The organism is Chitinophaga solisilvae, assembly GCF_009928525.1.
GTDB lineage: Bacteria > Bacteroidota > Bacteroidia > Chitinophagales > Chitinophagaceae > Chitinophaga > Chitinophaga solisilvae.
In genome coordinates, this window is sequence record NZ_JAABOK010000006.1 from 457413 (window position 1) to 482974 (window position 25562).

At 50.9% G+C, this 25562-nt stretch carries 20 protein-coding genes; 7 read left to right on the forward strand and 13 right to left on the reverse strand.

Annotation, left to right across the window (positions count from 1 at the left end):
- Positions 1–23 precede the first annotated feature (23 nt).
- Both GWG06_RS15200 and GWG06_RS15205 read left to right on the forward strand, forming a co-directional pair.
- Positions 24–716, forward strand: a complete 693-nt coding sequence (locus GWG06_RS15200) for an HAD family hydrolase (RefSeq protein WP_127036516.1) — start codon at positions 24–26, stop codon at positions 714–716.
- Positions 713–1339, forward strand: coding sequence for a chloramphenicol acetyltransferase (locus GWG06_RS15205; protein WP_160714203.1), 627 nt, complete (start codon positions 713–715; stop codon positions 1337–1339). The genes GWG06_RS15200 and GWG06_RS15205 overlap by 4 nt, the downstream gene beginning before the upstream one ends.
- 142 nt (positions 1340–1481) lie before the next feature.
- On the opposite strand, the gene GWG06_RS15210 is transcribed toward GWG06_RS15205, so the two are convergent.
- The 9 genes from GWG06_RS15210 to GWG06_RS15250 are packed head-to-tail and all read right to left on the reverse strand — an operon-like array spanning position 1482 to position 13267.
- Complete coding sequence (locus GWG06_RS15210; RefSeq protein WP_160714205.1) at positions 1482–3959, reverse strand: glycoside hydrolase family protein; 2478 nt, start codon at positions 3957–3959, stop codon at positions 1482–1484.
- Positions 3960–3988: 29 nt separating this feature from the next.
- Positions 3989–5650, reverse strand: a complete 1662-nt coding sequence (locus GWG06_RS15215) for a M15 family metallopeptidase (RefSeq protein ID WP_160714207.1) — start codon at positions 5648–5650, stop codon at positions 3989–3991.
- A gap of 15 nt (positions 5651–5665) precedes the next feature.
- A complete protein-coding gene (locus tag GWG06_RS15220) occupies positions 5666–6403 on the reverse strand; it encodes a hypothetical protein (protein WP_160714209.1) in 738 nt (245 codons plus the stop codon).
- Positions 6393–6665, reverse strand: coding sequence for a hypothetical protein (locus tag GWG06_RS15225; RefSeq protein ID WP_127036506.1), 273 nt, complete (start codon positions 6663–6665; stop codon positions 6393–6395). The genes GWG06_RS15220 and GWG06_RS15225 overlap by 11 nt, the downstream gene beginning before the upstream one ends.
- A complete protein-coding gene (locus GWG06_RS15230; protein ID WP_158631385.1) occupies positions 6662–6832 on the reverse strand; it encodes a hypothetical protein in 171 nt (56 codons plus the stop codon). Before GWG06_RS15230 ends, GWG06_RS15225 begins: the two co-directional genes overlap by 4 nt.
- A 3-nt stretch (positions 6833–6835) precedes the next feature.
- Entirely contained in the window at positions 6836–8893 is a 2058-nt protein-coding gene (locus GWG06_RS15235; RefSeq protein ID WP_160714211.1) for a hypothetical protein, read from the reverse strand.
- Between the two features lie 12 nt (positions 8894–8905).
- Positions 8906–9946: a hypothetical protein gene (locus tag GWG06_RS15240; RefSeq protein ID WP_173962933.1), complete on the reverse strand. Its 1041-nt coding sequence runs from the start codon at positions 9944–9946 to the stop codon at positions 8906–8908.
- Between the two features lie 57 nt (positions 9947–10003).
- A complete protein-coding gene (locus tag GWG06_RS15245; RefSeq protein WP_160714213.1) occupies positions 10004–11941 on the reverse strand; it encodes a hypothetical protein in 1938 nt (645 codons plus the stop codon).
- 21 nt (positions 11942–11962) lie between these two features.
- Positions 11963–13267 carry a S8 family peptidase gene (locus GWG06_RS15250; RefSeq protein WP_127036500.1) on the reverse strand — a complete coding sequence of 435 codons (1305 nt, stop codon included), beginning with the start codon at positions 13265–13267 and terminating at the stop codon, positions 11963–11965.
- A gap of 685 nt (positions 13268–13952) precedes the next feature.
- Here GWG06_RS15250 and GWG06_RS15255 point away from each other — a divergent pair.
- The 3 genes from GWG06_RS15255 to GWG06_RS15265 all read left to right on the forward strand — a co-directional run bounded on the left by GWG06_RS15255 (position 13953) and on the right by GWG06_RS15265 (position 18214).
- The gene (locus tag GWG06_RS15255; RefSeq protein ID WP_160714215.1) at positions 13953–14705 is read left to right on the forward strand and encodes an SDR family NAD(P)-dependent oxidoreductase; all 753 of its coding nucleotides are present in this window, start codon (positions 13953–13955) and stop codon (positions 14703–14705) included.
- A 9-nt stretch (positions 14706–14714) separates the two neighbouring features.
- Positions 14715–15164 (forward strand): MarR family winged helix-turn-helix transcriptional regulator, encoded by a 450-nt coding sequence (locus GWG06_RS15260; protein WP_160714217.1) that lies wholly within the window; start codon positions 14715–14717, stop codon positions 15162–15164.
- Positions 15165–15286: 122 nt separating this feature from the next.
- The gene (locus tag GWG06_RS15265; protein WP_160714219.1) at positions 15287–18214 is read left to right on the forward strand and encodes an endopygalactorunase; all 2928 of its coding nucleotides are present in this window, start codon (positions 15287–15289) and stop codon (positions 18212–18214) included.
- Between the two features lie 12 nt (positions 18215–18226).
- Here GWG06_RS15265 and GWG06_RS15270 read toward each other — a convergent pair whose 3' ends face one another.
- The 4 genes from GWG06_RS15270 to GWG06_RS15285 all read right to left on the reverse strand — a co-directional run bounded on the left by GWG06_RS15270 (position 18227) and on the right by GWG06_RS15285 (position 23309).
- Positions 18227–18601: a hypothetical protein gene (locus GWG06_RS15270; protein ID WP_160714221.1), complete on the reverse strand. Its 375-nt coding sequence runs from the start codon at positions 18599–18601 to the stop codon at positions 18227–18229.
- The gene (locus GWG06_RS15275; protein ID WP_160714223.1) at positions 18602–19285 is read right to left on the reverse strand and encodes a 3-keto-disaccharide hydrolase; all 684 of its coding nucleotides are present in this window, start codon (positions 19283–19285) and stop codon (positions 18602–18604) included. It lies immediately after the preceding gene.
- 176 nt (positions 19286–19461) lie between these two features.
- Positions 19462–22290: an FAD-binding and (Fe-S)-binding domain-containing protein gene (locus GWG06_RS15280; protein ID WP_127036486.1), complete on the reverse strand. Its 2829-nt coding sequence runs from the start codon at positions 22288–22290 to the stop codon at positions 19462–19464.
- Positions 22291–22436: 146 nt separating this feature from the next.
- Entirely contained in the window at positions 22437–23309 is an 873-nt protein-coding gene (locus tag GWG06_RS15285) for an AraC family transcriptional regulator (RefSeq protein WP_127036484.1), read from the reverse strand.
- Between the two features lie 236 nt (positions 23310–23545).
- On the opposite strand from GWG06_RS15285, the gene GWG06_RS15290 reads away from it, so the two are divergent.
- Both GWG06_RS15290 and GWG06_RS15295 read left to right on the forward strand, forming a co-directional pair.
- Entirely contained in the window at positions 23546–24313 is a 768-nt protein-coding gene (locus GWG06_RS15290) for an SDR family NAD(P)-dependent oxidoreductase (RefSeq protein ID WP_160714225.1), read from the forward strand.
- A 25-nt stretch (positions 24314–24338) separates the two neighbouring features.
- Positions 24339–25559: an enolase C-terminal domain-like protein gene (locus tag GWG06_RS15295; protein ID WP_160714227.1), complete on the forward strand. Its 1221-nt coding sequence runs from the start codon at positions 24339–24341 to the stop codon at positions 25557–25559.
- Positions 25560–25562: the final 3 nt, after the last annotated feature.

A 25562-nucleotide genomic window follows, 5' to 3' on the forward strand; every position in this document is an offset into this window, starting at 1 on the left:
ATTTAGATAAATAATCAGGAAAGATGACTGGTATACAAATAATTGCATTTGATGCAGACGATACATTATGGGTAAATGAGCCTTATTTCCAGGAAGCAGAGCAGAAATTCTGCGGACTGCTGGAAGACTATCTGCCACACCACAGCGTTTCACAGGAACTGTTCAGAACAGAGATGGAACGGTTGCCGTTATATGGTTATGGCGTTAAGTCCGTTATGCTCAGCATGATAGAAACAATTCTCCGGGTAACCAACAATACTGCACGCCCTGAACTGATTCAGAAAACGATTGAATATGGTCAGGAACTGCTCAATAAACCCATTGAGCTGCTCGACGGTGTACAGGAAGTGCTGGAAGCACTGAAAGGTAAATACCGGCTGGTAGTGGCCACCAAAGGCGATCTGCTGGATCAGGAACGCAAGCTGAATAAATCAGGGCTGGCGCACTACTTTCACCACATCGAAATTATGAGTGATAAAAAGGAGAAGGATTACTATAAACTGCTGAAACACCTGGACTGCAAACCGGAAAATTTCCTGATGATCGGCAACTCCCTCAAATCGGATGTGATGCCGGTGCTGGAGATCGGCGGTCATGCCATCCATATCCCTTACCACACCACCTGGGCGCATGAAATGGTATCCCATGAGGTGAAGGGAGATAATTTTTACACTTTTGAAACTATCTCGGATATACTACCGAAACTATTGTCATGAAACAATTATTAAACCTGGACACCTGGGCGAGAAAAGATCACTTTCAATTTTTTACACAGTTCGAGGAACCATTCTTTGGGGTATGCGTTACCGTAGACTGTACCAGGGCATACACCATCGCAAAGGAAAAGGGGTATTCCTTTTTTCTGTATTACCTGCATGCCTCGCTGGCGGCAGCCAATGCCACCGAACCTTTCCGCTACCGTATCAGCAATGGTGAGATATGGATTTATGATGCCGTTCATGCCTCTCCGACCATCAACCGTCCGGATGGCACTTTCGGCTTCGCCTATATGGACTACCACCCCGACTTCCAGGCCTTCGCTGCAGCAGCCCAGGAGGAAACCAACCGCGTACAGCAAAGCACCGGCCTGATACCTGCTGTCTCCGGTGAAAATGTTATTCACTGTTCTTCTCTGCCCTGGATAGATTTTACCAGCATATCCCACGCACGCAGCTTCAGCTTCAAAGACAGCTGTCCTAAAATATCTTTCGGCAAAATGACCAGCACCAATGGAATTATGACCATGCCGGTATCCGTACATGTGCATCATGCATTGATGGATGGGTATCATGTGGGGAGGTTTCTGGAGGTGTTTCAGGAAACAATGAACAGAGAGTAATTACGAATTACGAATTGCGAATTACGAATGTAGAAGCGAAGAGCTAAACGTAGATTAAAGGTGATAATTTAAAAATATTTTCCTTAATCTACGTTTAGCTCTTCGCTTCTACATTCGTAATTCGCAATTCGTAATTCGTAATTCAAAGCGCTTGTATATGCAGATGATCCAATGCATCTGCAAACAGGTACCGTATATTAACGCCTCTGGAGGCGGCGTTGCTGATAGCGGTACGCAGGGCGTTGCGCGAGTTTTCGTTGGTGATATGGTTCAGATCTGTTGCCGTGCTGCCGGTGGGCGAGTGTTCGTTCCAGCGGTTAGGCAGGAAGAAATTGCCGGTAGTAGGCAGGTTCTGGTATTGCGGCAACAGCGTAGGTGGTGTGGTGTTGCTATAGACGGTGATATGGCCGTTGTAGGTTCTGAAATCGTGGTCTGCTCCTGCGCCGTCGGCGTATGGTGGCCTTGGAAGGCCGAGTGCATAGCTGCCGGGTGCGAGGTTGTTGATGGCAGTGATGACGGCGTCGAGGCATTGCTGCTGGTTGCGCACATCGATGCGGATGCCGTCGATATGGGTGAGGTCTACAGCCGTACCGTTGGAATGGTGAGAGGATGCAGGCCTGATGTAGCTCAGCATACCGAAAGCGGGGTTAGCACTGCGGTTGTGATCCAGGGAGAAGTAGCAGATGGCGGCGATGCTTTGCAGCAGGTTGAGAGAGGGTACAAAGGTAGTGCCGTTGAGGGTGTAGTTGCCATGATCCCTGATATATTCAAGTTGCTGGCGGATGTTATTGGCAAAGACTACTCTGCCGGGATTGTTGAGCAGGTCTGAAGCGAAGCCCTGCACGTCGGAACTGTTGGCGCCTGATACGGGTGGTGCAGCAGGAGCCGGAGGTGTATCAAAGCGGGTGAGGTTATTATGATCGATGATAGAAATAAGCGTGCTGGCGTAATCCGGAGCGGTAGCGTATCCTGCCCGTGCAATTTCCTGGGCAAACCGGTGTGCGTCGTTGGTGAAGTTGAATGCGTTGCGGTAGCGTGCATTATTCACGAGGAAGTTGCCATGGTCGTTGAAGCTGTCAACTGCGTTGGCGTATGCCCTGAAATAATCTTTTACGCGCCAGCGGTAGCGGGTATTACCGCTGCTGTCGGTAAATTGTTCTATGGAGATGATTTCGGGGTATGGATGTCTGGACCGGTCGTTGTCACTGTGAATTTCGGTGGTGGTGAGCAGCTGCCGTTCGCCTGTCCAGCCGGAGCCGGCTTTGATGCCGAAGAAGTTGAAGCGGGGGGCGCTCCTTCCCCAGCCTGATTCCAGTGCTGCCTGTGCGAGGGTAACGGAAGCGGGTACACGCGTTTGCCGCATGCTGTCTACTGCATTCTGGCCGTATTGCTGAATGAAATCGGATTGTACGGTGAAGTCAGCGGCGAAGAACTGGCTGTCATCGGCAAGCGACTGAGCGCCGCTGCCTACGGGCCTGTTCCAGAGTTCTATTTCAGCATTTCTTCTGTTGATGAGTCCCTGTGAATCTACGAGTACGCCGTTGCGGCGTACTTTCACCCATTTACGCATTTCGGTGGGCACGGCGCTGTAGTTGCCCTGGTTGAGTAATCTGCGCAGCGTACTGGCGCGGAAAGCGCCGGTGCCTATATTGTATACGAAGCTGACGAGTGCATCGAACTGGTGTTGGTTGAGGGCTACGGTGATACCTTCGTTGACAGCCTGCTGGAAGCCGGTGAGCCGTTCCATGAGCAGTTCGGTAGCACGCTGCTCGGTGATGCCGCCGGCGTAGGGTGCTTCAGAGGCAGCGCCGTTGCAGTTGCCCTGATGTATGAGCGTACCATAACCGATGGTACAATGACCGGCCTGGTCATTGTATTTCTGTGCGCGGAATCCTTCCAGTCTTTTGATAAGGTCTATGCCGTCAGTAGAAATGACGGTAAGGGCAAATGCGGTATTGTTCCAGGTGAGGGAGTGGCTGACAGCCGCTCTGGCAGGGAAGTGTACGATTTGTATGCGGCCGTTCCAGTCGTCGCTGACCCGTACTTCGCGTTCGAATTTGGTCAGAAATTCGGAGAACCTTTCCTGGTAAACGGTGCCGCGTGCGGGGTCTACGATGGTCAGCTGTGTGCCGTCGGGAGTGCCGTCGCCGCGGATGGCGGTCATGATGCGGGCATGTATACCAAAGCGTGCATCAGTGCCTTCAGCGGTGGTGACCCATATGGGGCCGTAGTTACGGAGTAATCTTTCCCAGCCTTGAATGGTGAGGCTTTGCGGGTATTCAAAATCCATTCCGGCGGCGCGCAGGAAGGATTCTTTTTCAGCAGCCATGAGGGTGCGGTTGTTCCTGAATTTCTCCAGCCAGGTGGCGCCGATGCTGCCGATGACTGTTTCGATAGGAGTTGAGCGCTGATCTCTCCAGGAGATCATCATGGTGGCTACGGTTGCCCAGCATACGAGGCCGGAAGGCTGCCGCAGCGGATTCACGGTACCCGGCACGGTATAGTCTACCGCGTCAAATGAACTGGCAAATCTGTCCACGATGGAGGCGGCGCCGGCATAACCCTGGTGTCTGCGTTTCCCGGTGAGCAGGGCATTTGTTTCGAAGAAACGATTTTCCATTGTAATGGTGTTGAGTAGCTGAAAAAAATTTATACTGTTCTGCCTAGTTCGAAGTGCATCCCGTCTTTTCTGCTGCGGAAGTGGCCGCCCCAGAAGAATCCGTGCTGATTGGCGATGGCTACCAGCTCACGCACGCAGCCTGTTTGCCCGACGAGGGCAGGCTCGCTGCCCAGCGCATTCCATGGCGCGTTGATGTCGAAGGCGGTGCCCCAGGCGTGGTTGCTCAGTGGCCGCGGATTACGGTCGCGGGTGCCACGGATGTACCTCGCCGCATAGCCTCCTTCAAAGGTGGTGATCCTGTCCAGCAGGCCGGCAGTTTCCCATGCTGCCCACAGGCGGCGTAGTCTGTCCGCACCGGCCCGGTGGAAGTTGATAGTACCGTTTTGAATAACGCGGCTGCCAAAACGTTTACCGTTCAGCTGCGGTATGGAAACGGGAATGATATTATCGTGGTACCAGCTGTTGGTAACGCGTATACCGTCACCGTTGAACGTTGAAGGATCTGCTTCGTAGGTGAAGGTCCCGAATTCTGTGGCACGCTCTGCTGTTGACAGCGGCCGTATGCTGGTGGGGCGCGGCGGCCAGTTGGGGTCTGCAGCCGGTGCAGCCGGTGTGGCTACCTGCTGGGCGGTGACTGCCGGCTGCGGCGCTGCTTCTACGGTGGCTACTACGTCTGATGGCGGTGGCGTATCGGATGGCGACTGTTTCTTGCGCATCTCATCCAGGTCCTGCATGAACTCCGCAGGATTGAAATCTTCCTGTATACTGTAGGGGTTATCTTTCCGGGTCACAGATTGCGCTGCAGCAGCCGGCTGAGGCGTACTGCGTTTAGCCGGCGGCGTTTGTTCAAATTCATTGAACCGGTTATTCAGTTCTTCTGTATCTACCTGGATGGTGCCCAGGTTATACGCATTGGCATACTTCATATTCTGTGCAATGCGATCGAAGATGGCATGCTCGTTTTTAAATCCGGGATCCTGTTCCTTTGGCGGGGCGGGCGCTTCAACGGATTGCTGCTTACCCAGGTCCTCACGGTTGACGGTGCGTTTGGTGGCAGGATCATATACTTTTTTGCCGGAAAGAATGGCTTGCAGGTCATTGGCAATTTCCTGTTCTTTTTCTGACAGGGTGCTGCTGCTGTCTGGTGGCGGCGCTTCAGCGCTGCGCATCTGTTTGATGTCATCCAGCAGGGCATCGGTGTCGGGATGCGGCGTGGTGGCATTGTCTGCCGCCGGCGAAGGAACCGGTTTAGCACTGCTGACCGGAGCTGCTGCTATATCGCTGGCATATGTATAAACGGCATTGCCGGAATCCGTATCCGGTTCCAGCACATTGGTGAGCAGATCCTGATGATGGCTCACAGGAGAAAGATGTATTTCTTCCTGAATATCATTGGTATAACTGTCATCACTATACGAAGCTGACAGTACCACATATTCTTCCGCTGCTGCCGGTTCATCCGTGGCAGATGAAGCCACTACATACTCATCGAAGAAGTTGCCATCTTCATCCACGGCGGCGGCTACTACGTATTCTTCTGCCGGTACGGCATCCTTGCTGACAAGCACTTCGCCGTTATCGAAATTCCGCGATACGGCACGGCGCTTTCTCCGGCTGGCAGGACGGATACAGCCGTAATAGTCGTTGAGCATATCATCGTAGCAAGCGTAAGGTGTTTGTTTCTTCCTCATATGCCAGAGAATTTTTTATATCCTGATATTCATTTTTACCAGCGTATACGGATCGAATGTCATAATCAGCTCTGCTTCATTTGTTGTCAGGTGATTTTTCTGCAGTAATATCTTCAGCTCGTCCGGACTGTAATCCAGGACTTCTGCCAGGTTGTTGTTCACTACGGTTACCGGCGGGTACCGCGGGTCCATGGTGAAATTTTCGCCGCGCACATGCAGGTAGGGCCGTTGCTGGTCATCCACGGAAAGGCTGACAGCCTTGACTTTGGGCGGGGTCTGGTTCCGCCTGGATTTCTGTATCTGGTTGGCGAGTGTTTTATAATCAATCTCATTATCTGATACACGTTGAATATCTACCTGTTTTTTTTCCACCTGCTGCAGGTCATCTACAGAGCTGACGCCGAGCTTGCGCAGCTTCTTCTGTGTTTTCTGGTCTACGCCTATCTCTTCAATTTTGGTGTCGTTTTTCAAACCGCTCATTTTGGTGGTGGCCCTGACCTGCTGGTCTGTGATGGAGCCGAGCTGTATATTTACTTTGGAAGCCCCTTCCTGTCCGGGTTGCGCGGTAATGAACCGGATCTGGTCGCCATCAAAGGTGGGGAAGATGTTAAGGTCTATCGCCAGGTCCTTGACGGTGTAGGTCAGCGGTTTATTAATGGCTTTGATGGCCAGCGTTTCGCGGGTCTTATCCAGTTCCACTACCAGGGAATCCACAAAGTCTTCCAGGTTCCAGTATTGATTTTCATTCGCCATTGTCTGGTATATATTTTTCAGCTTTTATTGTAATGCTGTGATAAGATGGCCTGAAGCTGGTGTTCACGCGGTATACAGGCGGAACGCTGCCAATGGTTACCTTACCGTTTTCATCCACGCTGATATCCAGTTCCACCGGCGTACCTATTTCTATTTCGTAGATGTAGGAGTGTACGCCGTTTTCTTCATCGGTGAATTCCCCCTGAAAGGACAGGAGGTTTTCCAGCATCTGCCGGAAAGAGAAAAATGATTCGTCTGTCATGACTGTCCGGTTTTGCTGACAGGATTAAGTGCCACTTTTACGTTGATTTCAATATCATACCCGTCGAATGTATATTCCGGTGTATCCGGGGCTCCCGGCTGCTGGCCGGACAGCGGATCTTCCTCGCTGTCGTCTGCAGACATGGTGTATCTGTACGGATAGTTCATAGCTTATTGATTTGCAGATTTAAGACCTAATATCCTGGCGCTCACCGGCAGCGGAAATTTCACTTTCATGGGCGTTACCTCCTGTACATATCCTTCCGGTGTAAGGGCGCCTACCTGTGCCAGGGTGATTTCAAACAGTCTGAATACCGGTACAATCCATACCATACCCTGTTCGTAAGTGCGGCCTTTCAGTTTAATATTGTAAATCATCTCTGAAAGATTGTCCGCCGCGAAGGCCGGGTTACGGATAGCGGCAAGCATTTCATCATTCAGTGGTGTGTTGTTATCCCAGTTGCCAAGTAATTTGTTCAGTTCTGCCATGCTCAGTTCTATGCCTGCTTTCATGCGTCCGGAAGTAGTATCCGTGAGGCTTTCCGGATCTTTGGGATCCAGCGCCATTTTTGTGTCAGTAGCGCCGTTGGCAGCATGTTCCGCTGAAAGCGATACTGTGTAGCGCAGGTCAGCGTTCAGTTCCCACAGGGATTTGGATTTGCCGAGGGAGGGTGACTGCCAGATCTTATTCCAGAAAGCACGGTAGACTTTCATATCTGTCAGTTCTTTTTCCGGAGAAACAGCAACACCCTGTTCCTGCACGAAATAATTTTCCACCAGTATCACCGGTGTGCTGCCGATAGCTTTGTACTCCCGGTTGCTGCGGGTTCTCCAGCGCATCTCTGCAAAGACTTCTATTTTTTTATGCAGCGGGAGGTGCAGCAGTTCGTCCTGAAGGAACTCAAAGTCAATGGCAGTGTTGGCGCGGATGTCTTTCTGTTTGAATGTTTTTTCAAACAGCAGCTGCCTGGTGGCGGCATCTTTAAAGTAGAACGTGTAAATAGCTTTAGGCAGGGGCGTAGCGGGGTTGCTGGCCACATGCAGTTTTACACGGAATATTGTTCTGGCAGACTGTTTTATCAGCAGTACTTCTTTTCCGTTTACCACGATGGGTTTCAGGGATTCAAAAGTAAGCACCACATTGTTACTGAGCGTATACGCCTTTCCGTTAGTATGCAGGGACAAGCTGGCTGCTGCTGCAGGAGCAGGTGAGGGTGCCGGTGCCGCAGCTGGTGCAGGAGCCGCTGCCGGTGCATTTTGCAGCTGGGTGAGCAATGCGGCCAGCACCGCGGGATCTATATTCGGCGTGGCGCCTGCAGCCGGTTGATGTTGCAGGAGTTGCTGCAGCATGAGCCGGCGTTGTACATCACCTGCCAGGGTGGTCATCAGCTGGTTGTTGGCCTGTAATGTCTGTAATTTATGCTGGTTGGCAGCGTTGATCAGCTGCGGGATCACCTGTATGCCCTGCTGGATGATAGGCCCTGCCAGGCTGGCCAGCAGCGCGTCGTCGATGCCGAATATGAAAGGTCTTGAAAAACGGTTGTCATCTGCCTGTGGTGTACTCATGGAATGGGCTGCACTGAATCCGGGAATATTTGGCGCCACCGTGCGTAATACCGCTCCCAGCAGACTGGTAAGCAGGGTGGTGGTATCTGCTGCCGGAGCAGAGCCGGAACCGCTGCTGCCGGAACTACTGCCGGAACTGCCGCTGCTGCCGGGATTCAGCACATTGATGGCTGCGGGTAATACAGCTCTTACCAGGCTTCCCAGAATATCTTCAATAGAAGACTGCTGCGATAAATACTGTTCATCGTGGGAAATTTTTCTGACGGGATGAAAAGCTGTCGTACTCATAGTAATACTTGCTGGAGGTAAACTAAAACGTTCATTGTTGATGCGCTGCATAGCCGCCGGAATTTTAATTACCCTGGAAACTGCCGGGGACGTGCCTTTCATGTCTTTAGCACTGAAAAGCTGCACATAGCAGTGCTGTTCATCGAAGTAACTTTTCGGCAGACTGACTTCTTCTTCACTATCGCCGAGAAAGGTGAGTTTTTGTTTCTGCCGGAAGGGCGTTGTCCGGGAAACAGCGTCTACCCACCTGATACCGGCTCTTTCTACGACATGTCTGCCTATTTTGAAGCGGTAGCAGGTGTTGGTGCCGATATCGATCCTGAACCGATAGTTGCGGCTGTCTGCTGATTCCCAGTGTAAAATTGCCAGGGCCATGATCGCTGGTTGTTAACGTGGCGCCGCTACTCCTGCAGGCGGTGCGATAGCAGGTTGGTTACCAGCCGGGTGAAGCGCTGCCACGCCGCCGTCAGCGTACATATTGGCGAAATTATCCAGTTTAAAGTAGTCTGTTTTGAATTTGATATTTACATGTCCTTTTAGGGTGGCGGTCAGATCATCAGTAGCCTTTTTATCGGAAGTATTTACCTGTATGTTGGTATTGGTAATATCTGCGGTAACGGACGGTCCTCCGAAGATAGCGCCGAGTATACCACCATCTGCTTCAAAGTGTGTATTGACGGTATTGATGTTCTGATCGTCGTGGTGCGCGGTACTGGCGCGGGTGGCTTTAATGCTGAATTCTACCTGTGCATCGATCTCTCCTTTTTCTACTACCAGGCGCGTAACGCCCATGAGCAGTACTTCCCGGAGTGCGGCCCGGTGTTCTTTTGCCATATTGATTTTTGCTTCGAGAATATGTTTTTTCACTTCTGCATCTTCCAGATCGGCGCGTTCTCCTTCCGGATTGGTGAGCTGCAGCTTGCTGCTGCCGTCAGCCTGTTTCTCGGAAACGACATTGTATTGTCCGCCGCGTGATTCAGCCAGCCGGGCAAAGGTTTCATCGTCCTTTACTTTTTTAATGAAATCGGCGGTGGATTTAGTCGCTTCTTTCATCAGCTTGATATAGCTGTCTGTCTGCGTTTTCATCACTTTCAGGTTGGCATCGAATACGGCCTTGAGCAGGTCGGCCACAAATTTCGGGAAGTCTACGGAGTCCACCAGTTCCTTGAAAGATTTGGTATCGCCGGAGAAACCGGGATCGTATCCTTTGTAGCCCATATCCTTGCCACTGTCAGTAGCCATACTTTCGGTAAGGCCATGTTTCTGCAGCTGTTTGCTGGTATAGTCGTCTATCAGTGACAGGTAAATACTTTTCTGATCATCCAGCGGCATATTCCTGAAAACATCACTGCTGCCCAGCACTTCCCGTGCCTGTGCCCTGGCCATTTCCCTGATTTGCCCGTGAGATGGTATTACATTGATATCCATAGCTGGTTATACTTTTTTTGTTAGAAGAAATCAAACCGTGTCCATACCTGATGTTACTCAGAAGTCCCACTCATCTTTTCCGGAGGCTGGTGCGGGAGGGGCGCCGGAAGGACTATCCTCTTCTTCCTGCCGGTCCGGCTCCCGGTCGCGGTGACGCCTGTGCGCAGGTTCTTCTTCTGTGTCTTCCTCATCACGGCCCTGCAGCTGTGCCTGGCTGATGATGAAAGCATCAACGTTGCTGATGAAAGTGGAGAAACGTTTGTCATCTTCAAAGGTGACAGGGTTGTAATCTGCCACAGAATTGAGTATTTCGTAACCCAGCTTGGCCTTGTTATACAGAATGGTTGTTTTCGGACGCTGATGTTTCATGCCCTGGTACAGCATTTCCACTACCTTCCACCAGTTGCCGCCGGCAGGTACCAGTTGTTTTACCACTTCCGGATGACTGAGTATGCGTTTAATCACGAAGTACAACTCGTCATAGATGATGGGGGAGATAACGTTAGCCATACCGGAACAGTGGGTAGACAGGTTATACTGCAGATCTTCCACGGCCTGCATAACAGGCTGACGGGAAACATAACTGTCAGGGTTCGGACTGTCCTGTGCACGCTGTATGTAGCGGGCCACTTCCATAATCAGGATGCGCCAGCATTTCGGGAACTCGCGGTTCACCACTACATCGTCGGTAACCGGTGCATTGCCGAAGTTGAATACCTGTTTGTAGAACATCTGTCTTTCAGCAGGCCGGGTACGGTCAACTATTCTGCCGGTTCTGGGATGGGTGAATTTATTGGAGAACACATACAGCTGCAGATCTTCCCGCAGTTGTGTATCAGCAATCTGGATGTTGCCGCGTACCATGAATTTATGTGTAAAGAAATTCACGACGCTGAAAATATCCAGTTCATCACCGAGCGTCATAGAGTAGAACATCTGCGCCGCGCAACGGATATTATCTGCCAGCACCTGTACCACAGAGGCGTCTTCATCGAGGAATACCACGCTGAAATCAGGAGAGCCGTCATCTTCCGTGGTTTCCGTATCATCTTCCCAGCCGGGTGTATTTTCTATTTCATTCATGAAGATGGGCAGCAAGGTGTCTATATTGCCGGCGGTTACCGGCAGTATGGATTGCTTGATCATTCTGATCAGCTTCGGGATCATGACGGCCGGAATATCATCGAAGTATTTGGAGTGCTTCAGCAGTTCCAGTTCCTTGCTGTTGGAGACATAGTTACCCACTACCTTTTCCACGAAATTGTTAAATGTCAGGGAAGAGAAAGAGGGATTGCCTTTCAGCAGGTCGAGTATGACCGGGCTGGTTTCCGAATTGAAGGTAACATCTACCTTATCTGCATGGATGTACTGGCGGGCGGCGCTGACCTGCGTGTAGGCGACTACGTTACGCTTGCCGGCGCGGTTGCCGAAAATGAAGTTGGTGAGTCCGTTTACTTCCGTGTATCCTGCATTATATCCCATCGCCAGCAGGTAGTTGACGATGCCGGGATAGCTGAGAATAGTGCGGGTATTGAGATCCAGGTTGTTCCAGTTATTGGCCAGCCGGTCGGTGAAATCAAATTTCAGCAGGGAGAGTTTTTCTTCTGCATCAATATATTCTTCCAGGCTGTATACCTTGTAGGTACTGCCGTTGCTGATGGTGGCAGCTTTTGCGTCGTAATTGTTGCGGTTAACGGCGTTATAGAAAGTGTACAGCAGGCTGTCATCTTCCCATTGCTGTTCTTCCTTGTATTTGCTGCCTATGCGACGCGCTTTGAGCGGCAGGGTGATAAAATCGGCGACCGATGTATCATCAGGCCCCTGCCAGCCATTATCATAATCGCGGGTGAGAATGGGCTTGCTGATGAGATCGTTGAGATAAGCCAGTTGTCCCTTTACGTTCACATCGATGTCTGCGCTGACCCCATTGGTCGTAACATTGGTTCTGCGTATTTTAACGCCGTTGGACGAAGGGAAAAAGTTGAGCGTTGCCATTGACATTATTGTTTAAAAGAATTATGATAAAATAGCGTTCAGCATTTTGAAAGAATCAGCCAGGTTGAGCAGGCCATAACCTGCGCGTTGATCCCGTACTTTACTCGTAAGCCTGTCGGACGTATTTTTCAGGATATAGTTGATATCGTTGTTGGATAATTTTTTTCCTTTCTCTGCGGCGTAGGATTTCATCAGCGCTACGGCGCCGCTTACGAAGGGCGAGGCCTGGGAGGTACCGGAAGAAAGCGCATAGCCGTTGTTGAGATAGGAGCTGTATATATTGGATCCGGGGGCTACCACACTGATATTGGCGCCAAAGGAAGTGAAGCCTGTTACCTGTCCGCCGTTATCCACCGCGCCAACGGCGAATACGCCTTCGAGTGCGCCGGGATAGTATTTTTCGGAGGTGCCGTCATTACCGCTGGCGGCTACAATCGTAACGTTTTTGCTGAGTGCATACTTCACGATGTCTTCATGAGGCAGCCCGCCGCCGGAATGCTTAATACCCAGGCTCATATTGATGACATCCGCGCCATTGTCCACCGCCCATTTAATGCCGTTGTTGATATTATCCACAATGCCTGCGCCTACGATACGTTCTCCGCTGCGCATGGCGGCGAGTACGCGCACCACCATCAGGCTGCACGACGGGCATACGCCTTCATTCATTTTAAGTCCGCGTGCTGCCAGGATGCCCGATACATGGGTGCCGTGGCCTACCTGGTCTTCCGGGAGGGCGTTGATGTTCAGTACATCGCCAATGAAGGAAGAGGTATCCAGTCCCTGCAGGTCTACAAAATTTTTACGCAGCACTATTTTATCTTCCAGTTCCGGGTGGCTGAAGGTAGCGCCGGTATCGAGAACGGCTATACGAATATCCCTGACGCCTTTGGTCCATTCTTTCGCGTAGGGGAGATAGATCATATCGCCGGGATCAGTAGCGGGTACAGTGAGCGCAGCGGCCACTTCTCCCGGAAATTCTGTTGTGCCGATCTGCAGGGTACGGAGTTCCGCCACAAAGGGCAGGTGTCTGATCTGTGCTATGGCATTGTCCGGCAGGCTCCCATGCTGCTGCAGGATGAGACGGTAGGTAAGATGGAGGCGGGAGGCCTGTTCGTCGGAGCTCCATTGCCCGGGCGTACGGGGCTTGTATTCACGCGTTGTCCAGAAGCGGAAGTGATGCTCCGCGAAGATGCGGTCTATATCAGGATGGAATCTTTCCACCACATTGGTTTTATCGCTGATGAAATCCATCCAGTACGGAACCGGCTCCGGGAGAAGATCCCGGACGGCAGTCACTACTTTGATGATGATGTGCTCTTTCATGAACGCGTGATCGTTATGTATACGCAATAGGTATCTGTTCTCAGACGGATCTGAAATTCGTTTTCGGGGAAGCAAACGGCAATAGTACGACTGGCAACGTGGACGCTGCGGTGTAGCAGACATACGTTGTTCATGTACAGTACGGATACTATGTGCCGTAAGCTGTAACAGCTATAAGTGTTGACCGGCGTATATCTGCCGGTAACAATACAAAAGCGGCGGCGCTGAAGGATTGCATGCGCGGAGTGTGGCTGCCCTGAAAGTGTTCATGAATCAGGGTATCGCCGTATCCCTGCGGTAGTGCAGTGTGTAGTGACAGTTGCCGGGCCGCCTGTTGCGATGCCGGAATAAAATTTTACATCATGAAAAAATTGTTGCGCAGATCTTCAGTATTGTCCGGTTAGTAATAGCAAAGGTAAAATTGACACGCTTCGAACATTGTGCTCTATTGGATTTGAGGTGTTACGTGCTAATCGTCTGAAATTTGGGGTCTGGACTTAATACCTGGGGTCTGGACTATGAAGCTAGGAAATATTATGGATTCTGCAAAAAAATTATCCGGACTCCTCACGGGAAATTTATCTGCCGGCAGATTTTAACAAAATTGATGATATGACATTGATGATTAATCATTAAATTTGAATAAAACGGTAAAATATCATTTTCACCTGTAAATATTTATGTCATGAAACGGTTTGAGAACAAGGTGGCATTCATCACCGGCGGTAATTCCGGTATCGGTAAAGCTGCTGCCATACTGATTGCCAGAGAAGGAGCCCGGGTGGTTATTGCAGATCTGAAAGAAAATAACGCCGTACTGGAAGAAGTACGCCGGGAAGGAACAGCAGCTATCTTTGTAACATGCGATGTATCCCGGCATGAAGACCTGAAGCAGGCGGTGGAAACCACCGTAGCGGAATTCGGCAGTCTGGATATAGCATTGAATAATGCGGGGATAGTAGATAGCGCGCCTATTCATGAGAAAACGCCGGAAGAATGGCAGCGGGTATTGAATATCAATCTGAGCGGCGTCTTTTATGGTATGAAATACCAGATTGAACAGATGCGCCGGCAGTCTGGCGGCGGCGCTATTGTGAACATGGGTTCTATCATGAGCCAGGTTGCAGAGCAGGGCATTGCGGCATACGCCTCTTCCAAACATGGGCTGGTAGGGCTTACCAGGGTAGGCGCCCTGGAAAATGCTACACATAACATCCGGGTGAACGCTATCGGACCGGGATACGTCGAAACGCCGTTGCTGCTGGATAATTCCGCTTCCGGGACAGATTACAGAGCTTACATGGAGTCAAAACATGCCATGAAAAGATTGGGGAAACCGGAAGAAATTGCAAAAGCATTTCTCTTCCTGGCATCAGACGACGCCAGTTTCTGCACAGGCGCTTATCTGCCGGTTGACGGAGGTTACCTGATCCAGTAATATATCTTTATGAAGAAAAATAAAAACGCGCGCGGAGAAGCGCTACCTGCACGCAGACTGCTGGGTATTAACCTGGTCAGAACATTTAACCAGGTGTACGAGCAGTCGCAGGTATTCTTTGCTGCATACGGATTAACCTCCCAGCAGTACAATGTGCTGAAGATACTGCTGGATGCAGACATGCCCATGTCTACCTCCGGTATACTGGAGAAGATGATTGAGAAGAATGCCGGCGTATCCCGGCTGGTAGACAGGCTGGTGCTGAAACACCTCGTGAAGAAGAAAGACAGTGCAGCAGATAAACGGCTGATTGACGTAATGCTCACCACCGAAGGAAAAACACTGGTGCGTACCGTAACGGCCCACCTGGAGGACGTAGATGACGTGTACGCCGCACTGAATGACAAAGAAGTGGCCACGCTTAACCGGCTGCTGGAGAAACTGAGAAATGATCCGTAGTCCGGACCTGAAAAGGTTCCGGACTTTTTTTACCTGAAACAGGTATTTTCTTAACAGAAAGAATCAAAATTTCAATCGATTGTTTAAATTGACATTATTCCACAGAACTGATTCTCTTTGTTATGAAAGCTATACCAACCGGGAGATGGCTGTTCCTTCTCCTTTTTTGCAGCGGGGCAGCCAGTGCGCAGCTCAGGCCGGTCATCCTGCCGGAAGCCACGCATGTTGCAGGCATCAGCCATGATACCATTTTCCTGGTTAATGGCAGCACATACGCCTTCACCGTTGACTCGCCGGAAGATCAGGGACCCGTATCCACCGGAGCAGATGTACCTACCTTACTGGCAGAGTTACCTCCGCAGCCTGGACAACAGTACACCGTAACTAACGCTCACGGCACTACGAAGCAGTCAGGTATGATTGTTACCGGAGACAGGCTGCTGCTGACCAATGGCCGGAAAACGGCCGTATTCCGGCTGCTGCTGCAACCGCTGGCACTGAATGCCAGACTGACATTGCTGCAACCTTACCTGACGGCTGCTACGCAAAAGGATATTACACTGCACTTTACCGCCGGCCAGCGATCACCTGACGCCACCGTACAGTTTGAACTGCCGGAGCAGATTGTCATCACACCGGAAAACACTACTGTCAACATCATCGGCCGGGGAGCCGTAAAACTGAAAGACCTGGCTTCCCAATCAATCGGCCGCACCGGCACAAAATACTCCTATACCCGCACCGGCACCTTTGACATAGAACGGCACAGACTCACACTACGCCACCTGGATCTCCGGCCTGCCAACGGCCCGGATGTAGTACTGACTATCCGGAACGTTACAGTGCCCGCACCCGGAGCCTATCACTTCAAGGCCAGTTATATCACCGCACAGCCGGCAGTACTGCATAGTGAAACCACTGCTGCCACGTTAACGGCTACACGTCATATTGCTGATCTGGAAAGAGTGGTGGCAAGCGGACAACCTTTTCATACTATCTCCCATGACTATACGAATATGAGCTTCCGCTGGAACGCGGTTGCGGACAATAAAAATGTGGTTCTTCAGCAATCGCCGGACAGTGGCATCACCTGGCAGTCCTGCCGGGCAGTCATCACCGGCAATACAGCAATGGTCACCGGTCTGCTGCCGGACAGGCTGTATGCCTTCCGCCTCGCCGTGAAAAGCGGCAGCAACAAAGGATATTCCAATACCGTATACGGTTTCACGGGGATGATGGATATTAAACGCTTCGGCGCCGCCGGCAAACCAGGAGATGACTATACTGCTGCAGTCAACGCTGCGGTACTGTACCTGCACCGCATCGGCGGGGGCACGCTGCGCTTCTCCGAAGGGAGCTACGGCGTACGTACCGTTCACCTGCAGAGCAACGTATACCTGTATGTAGATAAAACCGCTACCATCAAGGCATTACCAGGTGCAGACGCACCGGAAACAACCTGGTTCAGCGATAAACGCTACCGCTCCGGCCTTTCGCCCACTGATACAGGTCCCTACGCTGATCCGGAAAACTACCTCACCAAACAGGATGTAGGCCACCACTATTTCCGCAATGCCATGTTCTTCGGAGAAAGACTGGATAATGTGAAAATCATCGGAAACGGCCGTATCACCGGCGATGGTCATCTCGCTACCAGTGATAAAGTCATGAACAATACACCGGATAAGCGCGCTGATAAAATGTTTGTACTCAAATGCTGCACCAACCTGGAAATCGGAGGCATATACCGCCCGGAAGACCTGTGGTACGATGAAACCACAGATGAACCGTATTATACCGGTAACGGGGGTACGAAAATTACAGACCAGGGCAATATGCTGCATATAGACCAGGCCGGACATTTTGTATTGCTCGCCACAGGTACGGATAGTATCTATGTACATAATATCTATTTCGGGAAATACAGTCAGCGCAACGCCCGCGATATTTTCGACTTTATGGCCTGCAATCAGGTAATGGCTACCAATATATATTCCCGTGTCAGCTCCGATGACATCATCAAGCCGGGATCTGACTGCTCCCTCGGATTTACCCGTCCCGCAAGGCATTACCGGGTACGCAATATTATCGGAGACACCAACTGCAACCTGTTTCAGATAGGCTCCGAAACTGCGGATGATATCACGGACATCTGCGTGGATAATATCTGGGTGCTGGGCGCGAACAAAGCAGGGTTTTCCATCTCCACCAACGACGGAGGACACATCAAGGACATACACCTGAACTGCGGCCATACCGGGCGGATTCACGCCCGCTCGCGCATGTACCGGACCGCTGCGCCGTTTTTCCTCTCCATCTCCAACCGGGCCAGGGTGCTGGGCGCCGTCACCGGTAAATATACCTTCACAGAAAACGGCAGGCAACGTGAAGAGCTGCTGGTGAAAAATGTAAACATCGGCAGCGTGGAAAATATCCTTATCAACGGCATTGATATAACAGCAGTATACAGCGGCAGTTCCTACAACGGGCAACGCTGGAAATCCTACGATGGCTCCCAGAAGCGCGCTACCTCCATTATTGCCGGCTACGCATTGCCGGATACGGACAGTGTTAGCGGCGGGCTTGATTTCCGGTTACCCGATGGCAGACATACGGGATATATCGAAAACGTTTCCTTCACGGATGTACATATCACCGATAAAGGAGGAAATCCCTTGTCAGATACAGCCTGCACACCACCGGAACTGGGTGTGGGACAGTACAATGCCGCCAATCTTAAAGTACAGCCTGCCTATGGATTGTGGGCGCGGCATGTAACAGGACTGACAGTAAAGGAAAGTTCATTCCGGTATGAGAAGAGAGACAGCCGTTATGCCCTGTTCCTGGAAGATGTAAAGGGAGCCGTGCTTTCGGGCGTCAGCGCCGTACGTGCTGCGGATGCCGAGCATGTCATTAAAGTAAAGCGATCTTCCGGAATCAGCATCAGCAGCTTACTGTATTTTGAAGATGAATGGAATCAACATCCAAGGGAAGCGCCGGAAATAAAATACGCGGGAGATGCCGCCACAGCTGCATTCCCGCGTAAGTAACCATTACCCTGATTATTTGGCCCTGACGGCCTTATCGATGGTAATCACCAGTTTCTTTTCATCAATATCTTTCAGTGGTACTTCTGTTTCATCATGGGTAAAATATACTTTTTGCTGCAGCGTTTCGCCTTTATTCAGGCCGTCTTCAAACAATGCAATACCATAAAGGTCCTTATCTGTTTCAGAGGTAATGGCTATACGAATTTCAGCCAGGTTATACGCGCCGTTGTTTTTTACCGTTACCGTACCCTTGCTGTAGGTAAAGCTGATACCTTTGATAGTAGCCAGATAGGTTGCATTGGTGCTGACAGGGCCTTTGTATGTTTGCGCATAGCTGCCGGTGCTGCCCGCGATCATCAGTGATACCAGTACAATCAGTTGTTTCATTTATTCTGTCAGTTTTGTTATCGGTGTTAAATCAATCTTTCTGAACTCCACTTCCGAACCTTCGGCCTGCAGGGCTATACTGCCTTTGCTGGCGGTGCAGTTAACCCCGTAGTTAACGAGGTCACCGTTCACCCATACTTTCACGGCATTGCCTACGCATTCGATCACCATGGTATTCCATTCCCCCAATGGTTTCTCTGAGTCGTCCGTGAGGTTTTTGATGCGGCGTTTTTTTCCATCCACAACACCCCATTCCGCTTTGGGTCCCCGGCGGGTTTCCATGTCTGGCACGGTAATATCTTCCCCTATGCACCAGAAGTCGCCCGCATTTTTATGCATCAGCTGACATTCCATTGATTTAGGAAACATGCCGTATAGCACCCTGGGCGTGGAAGCATGTACCAGCACGCCACAGTTGCCGGGTGTACCGGGAAAGCGGTATTCCACCTGCAACCGGTAGTTCTCGTAGGAGGCATCGGTAATGAGGTGACCTTGCGGTTTAGCCAGGCTGACCATATATCCGTTCCGGATAATGAAAGGCGTTTTCACGGAACTATCCGTATCCATAGCCGGAACATCCTGGTGCCATCCGGTAAAATCCCTGAAGTTGGCGAGGCTGCGCGTCTGCGCCTGGAGGCCCGTCACAGCAGGAAGCAGGGCCAGGAGTAAAAGGAGCTTTTTCAATGGTATAACTTTTAGCATCAAAGTAAGGAATTAAAATGAAGAGAGCGTGCGCAGATATTGATGAATATTTACGGATTTTGTGATTTTGTGATTTGAAATGCAGCGATTGTTCTTCGCGAAAATCTTCGCTGCATTTCAAATCACAAAATTCCAAAATTCCAAAATCCGAAAATATCTCATAGTGTTTCATCTACCAGGTACAACACGGATTCATAGTTATGTTTCACTGCTGTGGACATAGCTATTTCGCAGGTTTTGGTAGAAGAATAATAGCCATCGGCGGAGTGGTGTGCCAGCTCGGTGGCTTCGGGACGTGTGGCCGATGCCGTTAGTTCGGGGAAGAGGAAGCCCCGGTCGCCGGCCATGCCGCAGCATCCGGCATTTTTGGGAACGGTCACTTCTTCTGCGAAATGGTTGGCTATGGCTATAAATTTATGGGTGGTTTTCATTTTCTCCAGCGAGCATACGGGGTGCAGCACGATGTTCTTTTTCTTCTGCGAAGCGGTAGCGCGCGGAAGGATATATTCATGTAGAAAGTCTACGCTGTCGAGTATACGCAGCTGATCGAATTTCTGTTGGTTGGCTGCAGTGAGCACCGGGCGTACGTGATGGAGGGTGTATGCGCAGGAGCTGACATCAGTTACCACCGGGAGGGCGCCGTTGCGGGAGGCGGCCCACATTTTCTCTATGGTGCTGTTGGCAGTCCAGGCGTAGGCATCTTTAAAGCCTTTGGAAGAAAATATCTGGCTGCAGCAGCTGCCGCTGAGTTGTTCCGGAACGATGACGCTGATGGCGGATTTACGGCATATGCTCATAAATGTCTCCAGCAGGTTTTTGCTTTTCCCTTTATAGCTGCCCATCATACGGGAGATGCATGCCGGAAAATATACGATGGTGTCTTGTTGGCCAGAAGCTGGTGCAGCAGTGCTTTTCAGTATGCTGAGATGCGGTGGCGGGGTCATTTCCGCGGACCATAGCGGTATGGCGGGGATGAGCCGCCGCAGTGCCGCGGTGATATTTATCATGGCTTTTTCGCCGAATATACTGTTGATGGCGGCGCCCGTCTTTATGGCCATGCGCGCCGTGGCTTCCACTGTTTTAAAATGGCGGGCTGCGCGGAGTGCCATTTTGTTGGCGGAGGCGGAATGGTTTTCCCTTCTCAGGCGTTTTACCAGGTCGCCGGTGTTGATATCTACGGGGCAAGCGGTAGCGCAGAGGCCATCTACTGCACAGGTTTCGAGGCCATCGTACTGATATTGGTCCAGCAGCAGCTGGTAATGTTTTTTATCGCCGTCGTTTTCCAGTTTCTTCAGGGCGCGCCGGATAACGATTCTTCGTCTGGGCGTTGCCGTTATATCGCGGCTGGGGCATTTATGCTCACAGTAGCCGCATTCGATGCAGCGGTCTACTTCCTCTTCCACTGCAGGAAGCTCCTTCAGGTTTTTCAGGTGTACTTCCGCATCGCTGTTGATGATAACGCCGGGGTTGAGCAGGCCGTGCGGATCTGCGGCGGCCTTTATTTTCTTCATGATCTCATAGGCATCGCCTCCCCATTCGGTTTCCACGAAGGGCGCCATATTGCGGCCGGTGCCGTGTTCTGCTTTGAGGGTGCCGTCGTATTTGTCCACTACCAGCGTAACCACGTCGCGCAGGAAGCGGTCGTAGCGCGTTACTTCATCCGGCGTGTTAAAGGATTGGGTAACGACGAAATGTATGTTGCCATCTTTGGCATGACCAAAGATGATGGCATTCAGGTAATTGTATTGCAGGAAGAGCTGCTGTATATCGGAGATGGCGTCGCCGAGTTTTTCCACGGGGAAGGCAATGTCTTCCAGTATGACGGTGGTACCGCTGGCGCGTACTGCGCCCACAGCAGGAAACAGCCCTTTCCTGATTTTCCAGAAGAAGGCCTGTGCTGCAGGATCGGTGGTGAATACTGGTGTTTCGGAGAGCGACAGCCTGCCGGTTGATGCCAGGAAATTTTGTACCCTCGTGTCCAGTTCCTGCTGACTGTTCTCCTGGAACTCTACGAGCAGCGCAGCAGCGGTTGGCGGCAGTGTTTTCACTATAGCAGGGATGCCATCCATATTTTCTACGGCACGCAGCGAGGCTCTGTCCATCAGCTCTACCATGAGCGCGCCTGCCCGGGTGAGTGGCACAATGGCCTGGCAGGCATCATAGATGGTGGGGAAGTAGAGCAGGGCAGTGGATTTAAAGGCGTAATCCGGCACGGTGTCCAGTACGGCTTCTGCGATGAATGCCAGCGTGCCTTCCGCACCGATGAGCAGATGTGCCAGTATATCTAACGGGTGCGCATAATCGATAAAAGCATTCAGCGAATAGCCCACCGTATTTTTAGTCTGGTATTTATAACGGATCCGCTGCTGCAGCTTTTCATCGCTCGTGATCTGTTCCCGGAAAGTGGCCAGCTGCAGAAACAGCTCCGGACACTGGTCCTTGAACCGCTGATAGTCTGCCGGATTCTCTGTGCTGAAAGCCCTGCCATCGGGCAGTATAAAGCGTATGTAACGGGTGGTATGATAAGAGTTCTGGACAACGCCGCAGCACATGCCGCTGGAATTGTTGGAGAGAATACCGCCCATCATGGCGGCGCTGATGCTGGAGGGATCAGGACCTATTTTGCGGGAATGCCTTTTCAGATGGGCATTCACCATTGCGCCGGTAATGCCTGGCTGTACCCGCACGCGGTTGCCGGCATCTTCTACCTGTATCTTATTCCAGAACTGGCTCAGGTCTACCAGTATGCCGTCGGTGATAGACTGTCCTGACAGGCTGGTGCCGCCGGTTCTGAATACCAGTGGTATCCGGTGCTGCTGCGAGAAACGGAAGAGGGCGATGATTTCTGCTTCTCCCACAGGTTGTACTACGGCGGCAGGTACCAGGTGGTAAAATCCTGCGTCTGACGCAAAGGAGATAACATCTATATACCTGGTTTTAATCCTTGTCTCAGGTAAAATCTGCTTTAATTCCTGCTCTATGTTCATGGTTGTTCCGGTTGCGCTGTTATACAGGCAAGTTATAAAATAGCTGCGGGTTTTGCTCCTTCCGGGATTTCCGGAGATAAATTCCTCCGGATGATAGTTATATGAATTGAGTATAATGATTTGATTTTCATAAACTTCGTCTGTTGTCAGGCGGAAAGGAGCTTGATATATTCTTTCGGTGATACGTTTTTGATTTCGCGGAAAAAGCGGTTGAAGTTGGACAGACTGTTGAATCCGCATTCAAATGCAAGCAGGGATATCTGCTGCGGCCCTTCCGCCAGGAGTTTGCAGGCGTGCCCGATCCGTACTTCGTTGACGAACTGCACGAACGTTTTCTGTGTGCGGTTTTTGAAATACCGGCAGAATGCCTGCTTGTTCATATTTACCATCGCTGCGGCTTTATCGAGGTGGATATCTGTTTTGAAGTCGCTGAAAACATATTTGAAAACAATGTCGATACGATCATTGTCTTTCATCTGGTAGGTATTAACATATCCCTCGCTGGCCAGCAGCTCATATTCTCTGGTATGCGAGAGTTTTTCAAGCACCTGTATAAACGTGGAAAGCTGCGTCAGCTGGTCCTGCGTGGTCATTTCCAGCAAAAGCGTTTTCAGGGCCTGTTTGGTAGCGCCATGAAACTTCATGCCACGGCTGCATTTTCTCATCAGCGACACTACCTGTTTCGAAAGGCCGAAGATTTCCATCGCCGCCAGTAATTTTTCAGGATGAAAAAATAAGGCGACGGAACGTGCATTGTTTCCCTTCTTTTTCTTATCAAAATACTTGCTGTTGTTGTGCCAGACATGGGGAATGTCTGGCCCGAGAAGAATAAGCTCGTCGCTGCTGAAGTCTTCAATGCTATCGCCAATAATCCTTTTGCCTTCGCTTTGCTCTACATATACCATCTGACATTCCTTGTGAAAGTGAAATTCTGTGGTGAAATACGGAAGATCAATCACCCGTACGGCAAATACATTCATCTGACCATCTTCCCGGATCTTGGCAAAAACTGGCTTCATATTAACTTATTGTTGATTAGAATATTCAGTATATGGCTAAAATATGCATTATTTCTTAAATGATAACCGTTATTTGTCCTGATTATCAATAGTTAGGCATATTTTAAGCAAATATCTGCACAGTATTTATCAAAGCAACGGTAGACCCGCAGCAGGTAGCATATTATTTTTGTTTAGGAAGAATGTTCAGACCTGTTAATGGGAGGAATCCTGTTACTTCATAAAAAAAACAGCACATGCTTAAAGATAAAGTGATCCTGCTTACGGGCGGGGCTGATGGCATCGGATGGGAGTGCGCGGTGGCTTTTGCAAAATCCGGCGCCGCAGTTTGTATCGCAGATATAAATGAAGGCGGGCGGGACAGGATAGCTGAGCTTCCCGGAAGTGGCCATCTTTTCCGGCGTTGTGATGTAACCAGCGTAACGGATGTGAAAGAAACCATATCCGCCATAACGGCCCTGCATGGCCGGCTTGACGCGGTGCATAACAATGCCGGGCTGGCAAAGCCTTCCAGTCCATTGCATGATACCACGGAAGAAGAATGGCAGGCACTGATGGATGTGAACCTGAAAAGTATTTACCTCACCACACGTTTTGCCTTTCCGCATCTCAGGGAATCGAAAGGATCCATTTTATCCACCACCTCGCTGGTGGGCACGATCGGGCAGAACAATCACGCTGCATATGTAGCAACGAAAGGAGCCGTGAGTGCGCTTACCAAAGCGATGGCGCTGGACTATGCACCATATGGTATCCGGGTGAATGCGGTAGCGCCGGCAGCCGTGAGTACGCCGATGCTGGAAAAATGGAGCAGCGAGCAGCCGAATGCAGACGTAATGCAACAGTACCTGGACAGGCTTCATCCGCTTGGTCCTATGCCCGAAGGAGATGTGATTGCAGATGCCTGCGTATTCCTGCTCAGCCATGCAGCAAGATTCATTACAGGTTGTATACTGCCCGTGAGCGGCGGCGCGGAACTCGGCTACCGCACATGTCCGTTTTGAAATACCGGAAATTTTTAAACATAGCATGATACAACGATTCGAAATCAGTGATGCGCGTTATGAGCTGAAGAACGGCGCGGGCAGCGATGCCATTCATAAAGATCCGCAATATGCGTATGCCGTTACCAAACTGCTGGACGGCAACAGCATCAGCGGTACCGGCCTGGCTTTTACACTGGGTGAAGGCAATGATCTGGTGTGCCGTGCGGCCGGGTTTTACGCCAGCCGGTTGCAGGGGCGCGGCATCGAAACGCTGATGGCTGACTTTGGCAACACATTCAATGAACTGTCAAATGAACAGCAATTCCGCTGGCTGGGACCTCACAAGGGCGTGGTGCATCTGGGCCTCGCATCCGTGACCAATGCCTGTTTCGATCTCTGGGCAAAAAAAAGAGGCCTGCCGCTGTGGAAACTGTTGATAAGTCTCAGCCCCGAAGAGATCGTAAACACACTCGATCTTTCCTATCTCGAAGACGTGCTGACCAGGGAAGAAGCCATTCAGCTGTTACGCGATGCAGCACCCGGCGCACCTGCGCGCGAAGCGGTACTGGCTGCCGGATATCCCGGATATGATACATCTGTGGGCTGGTTCAGTTACGATGATGAACAGGTGAGAGAAAACTGTAAGGCTGCACTGGATAAGGGGTTTGTTGCCATGAAACTGAAAGTCGGATCGAAAGATGCATTGCGGGACATACGCCGCGCCAACATCGTTCGGGAAACAGTAGGAAGCAATGTGAAGGTGATGCTCGACGCAAACCAGCAATGGACGTTGCCACAGGCCATTGCGATCTGTGAGGAGCTGAAAAAAATGAATCCTTACTGGGTGGAAGAGCCCACGCATCCGGACGATGTGCAGGCGCATACCATTCTCGCAAAATCGGTTGCGCCGGTGAAGCTGGCAGTGGGAGAACATGTTCCCAACCGTGTGCTGTTCAAAAACTATCTGCAGGCGGGTTGCGCCGGATTCATGCAGGTGGATGCGGTACGTGTGGGTGGTGTCAGCGAGTTCATCACCATCAGCCTGTTGTGCAGGAAATTTGGTGTGCCGGTTGTTCCGCATGTCGGAGATATGGGGCAGCTGCATCAGCATCTGGTGCTGTTCAATCATATCGCCATGGGGCACGAAGCCCTTTTCCTGGAACATATTCCGCATCTTTCTGCACATTTCGTACATCCTGTCAGGATTGAGAACGGCGTGTATATTACGCCGCAGGAGCCGGGCAGTAGCTGCGACCTTAAATAATCA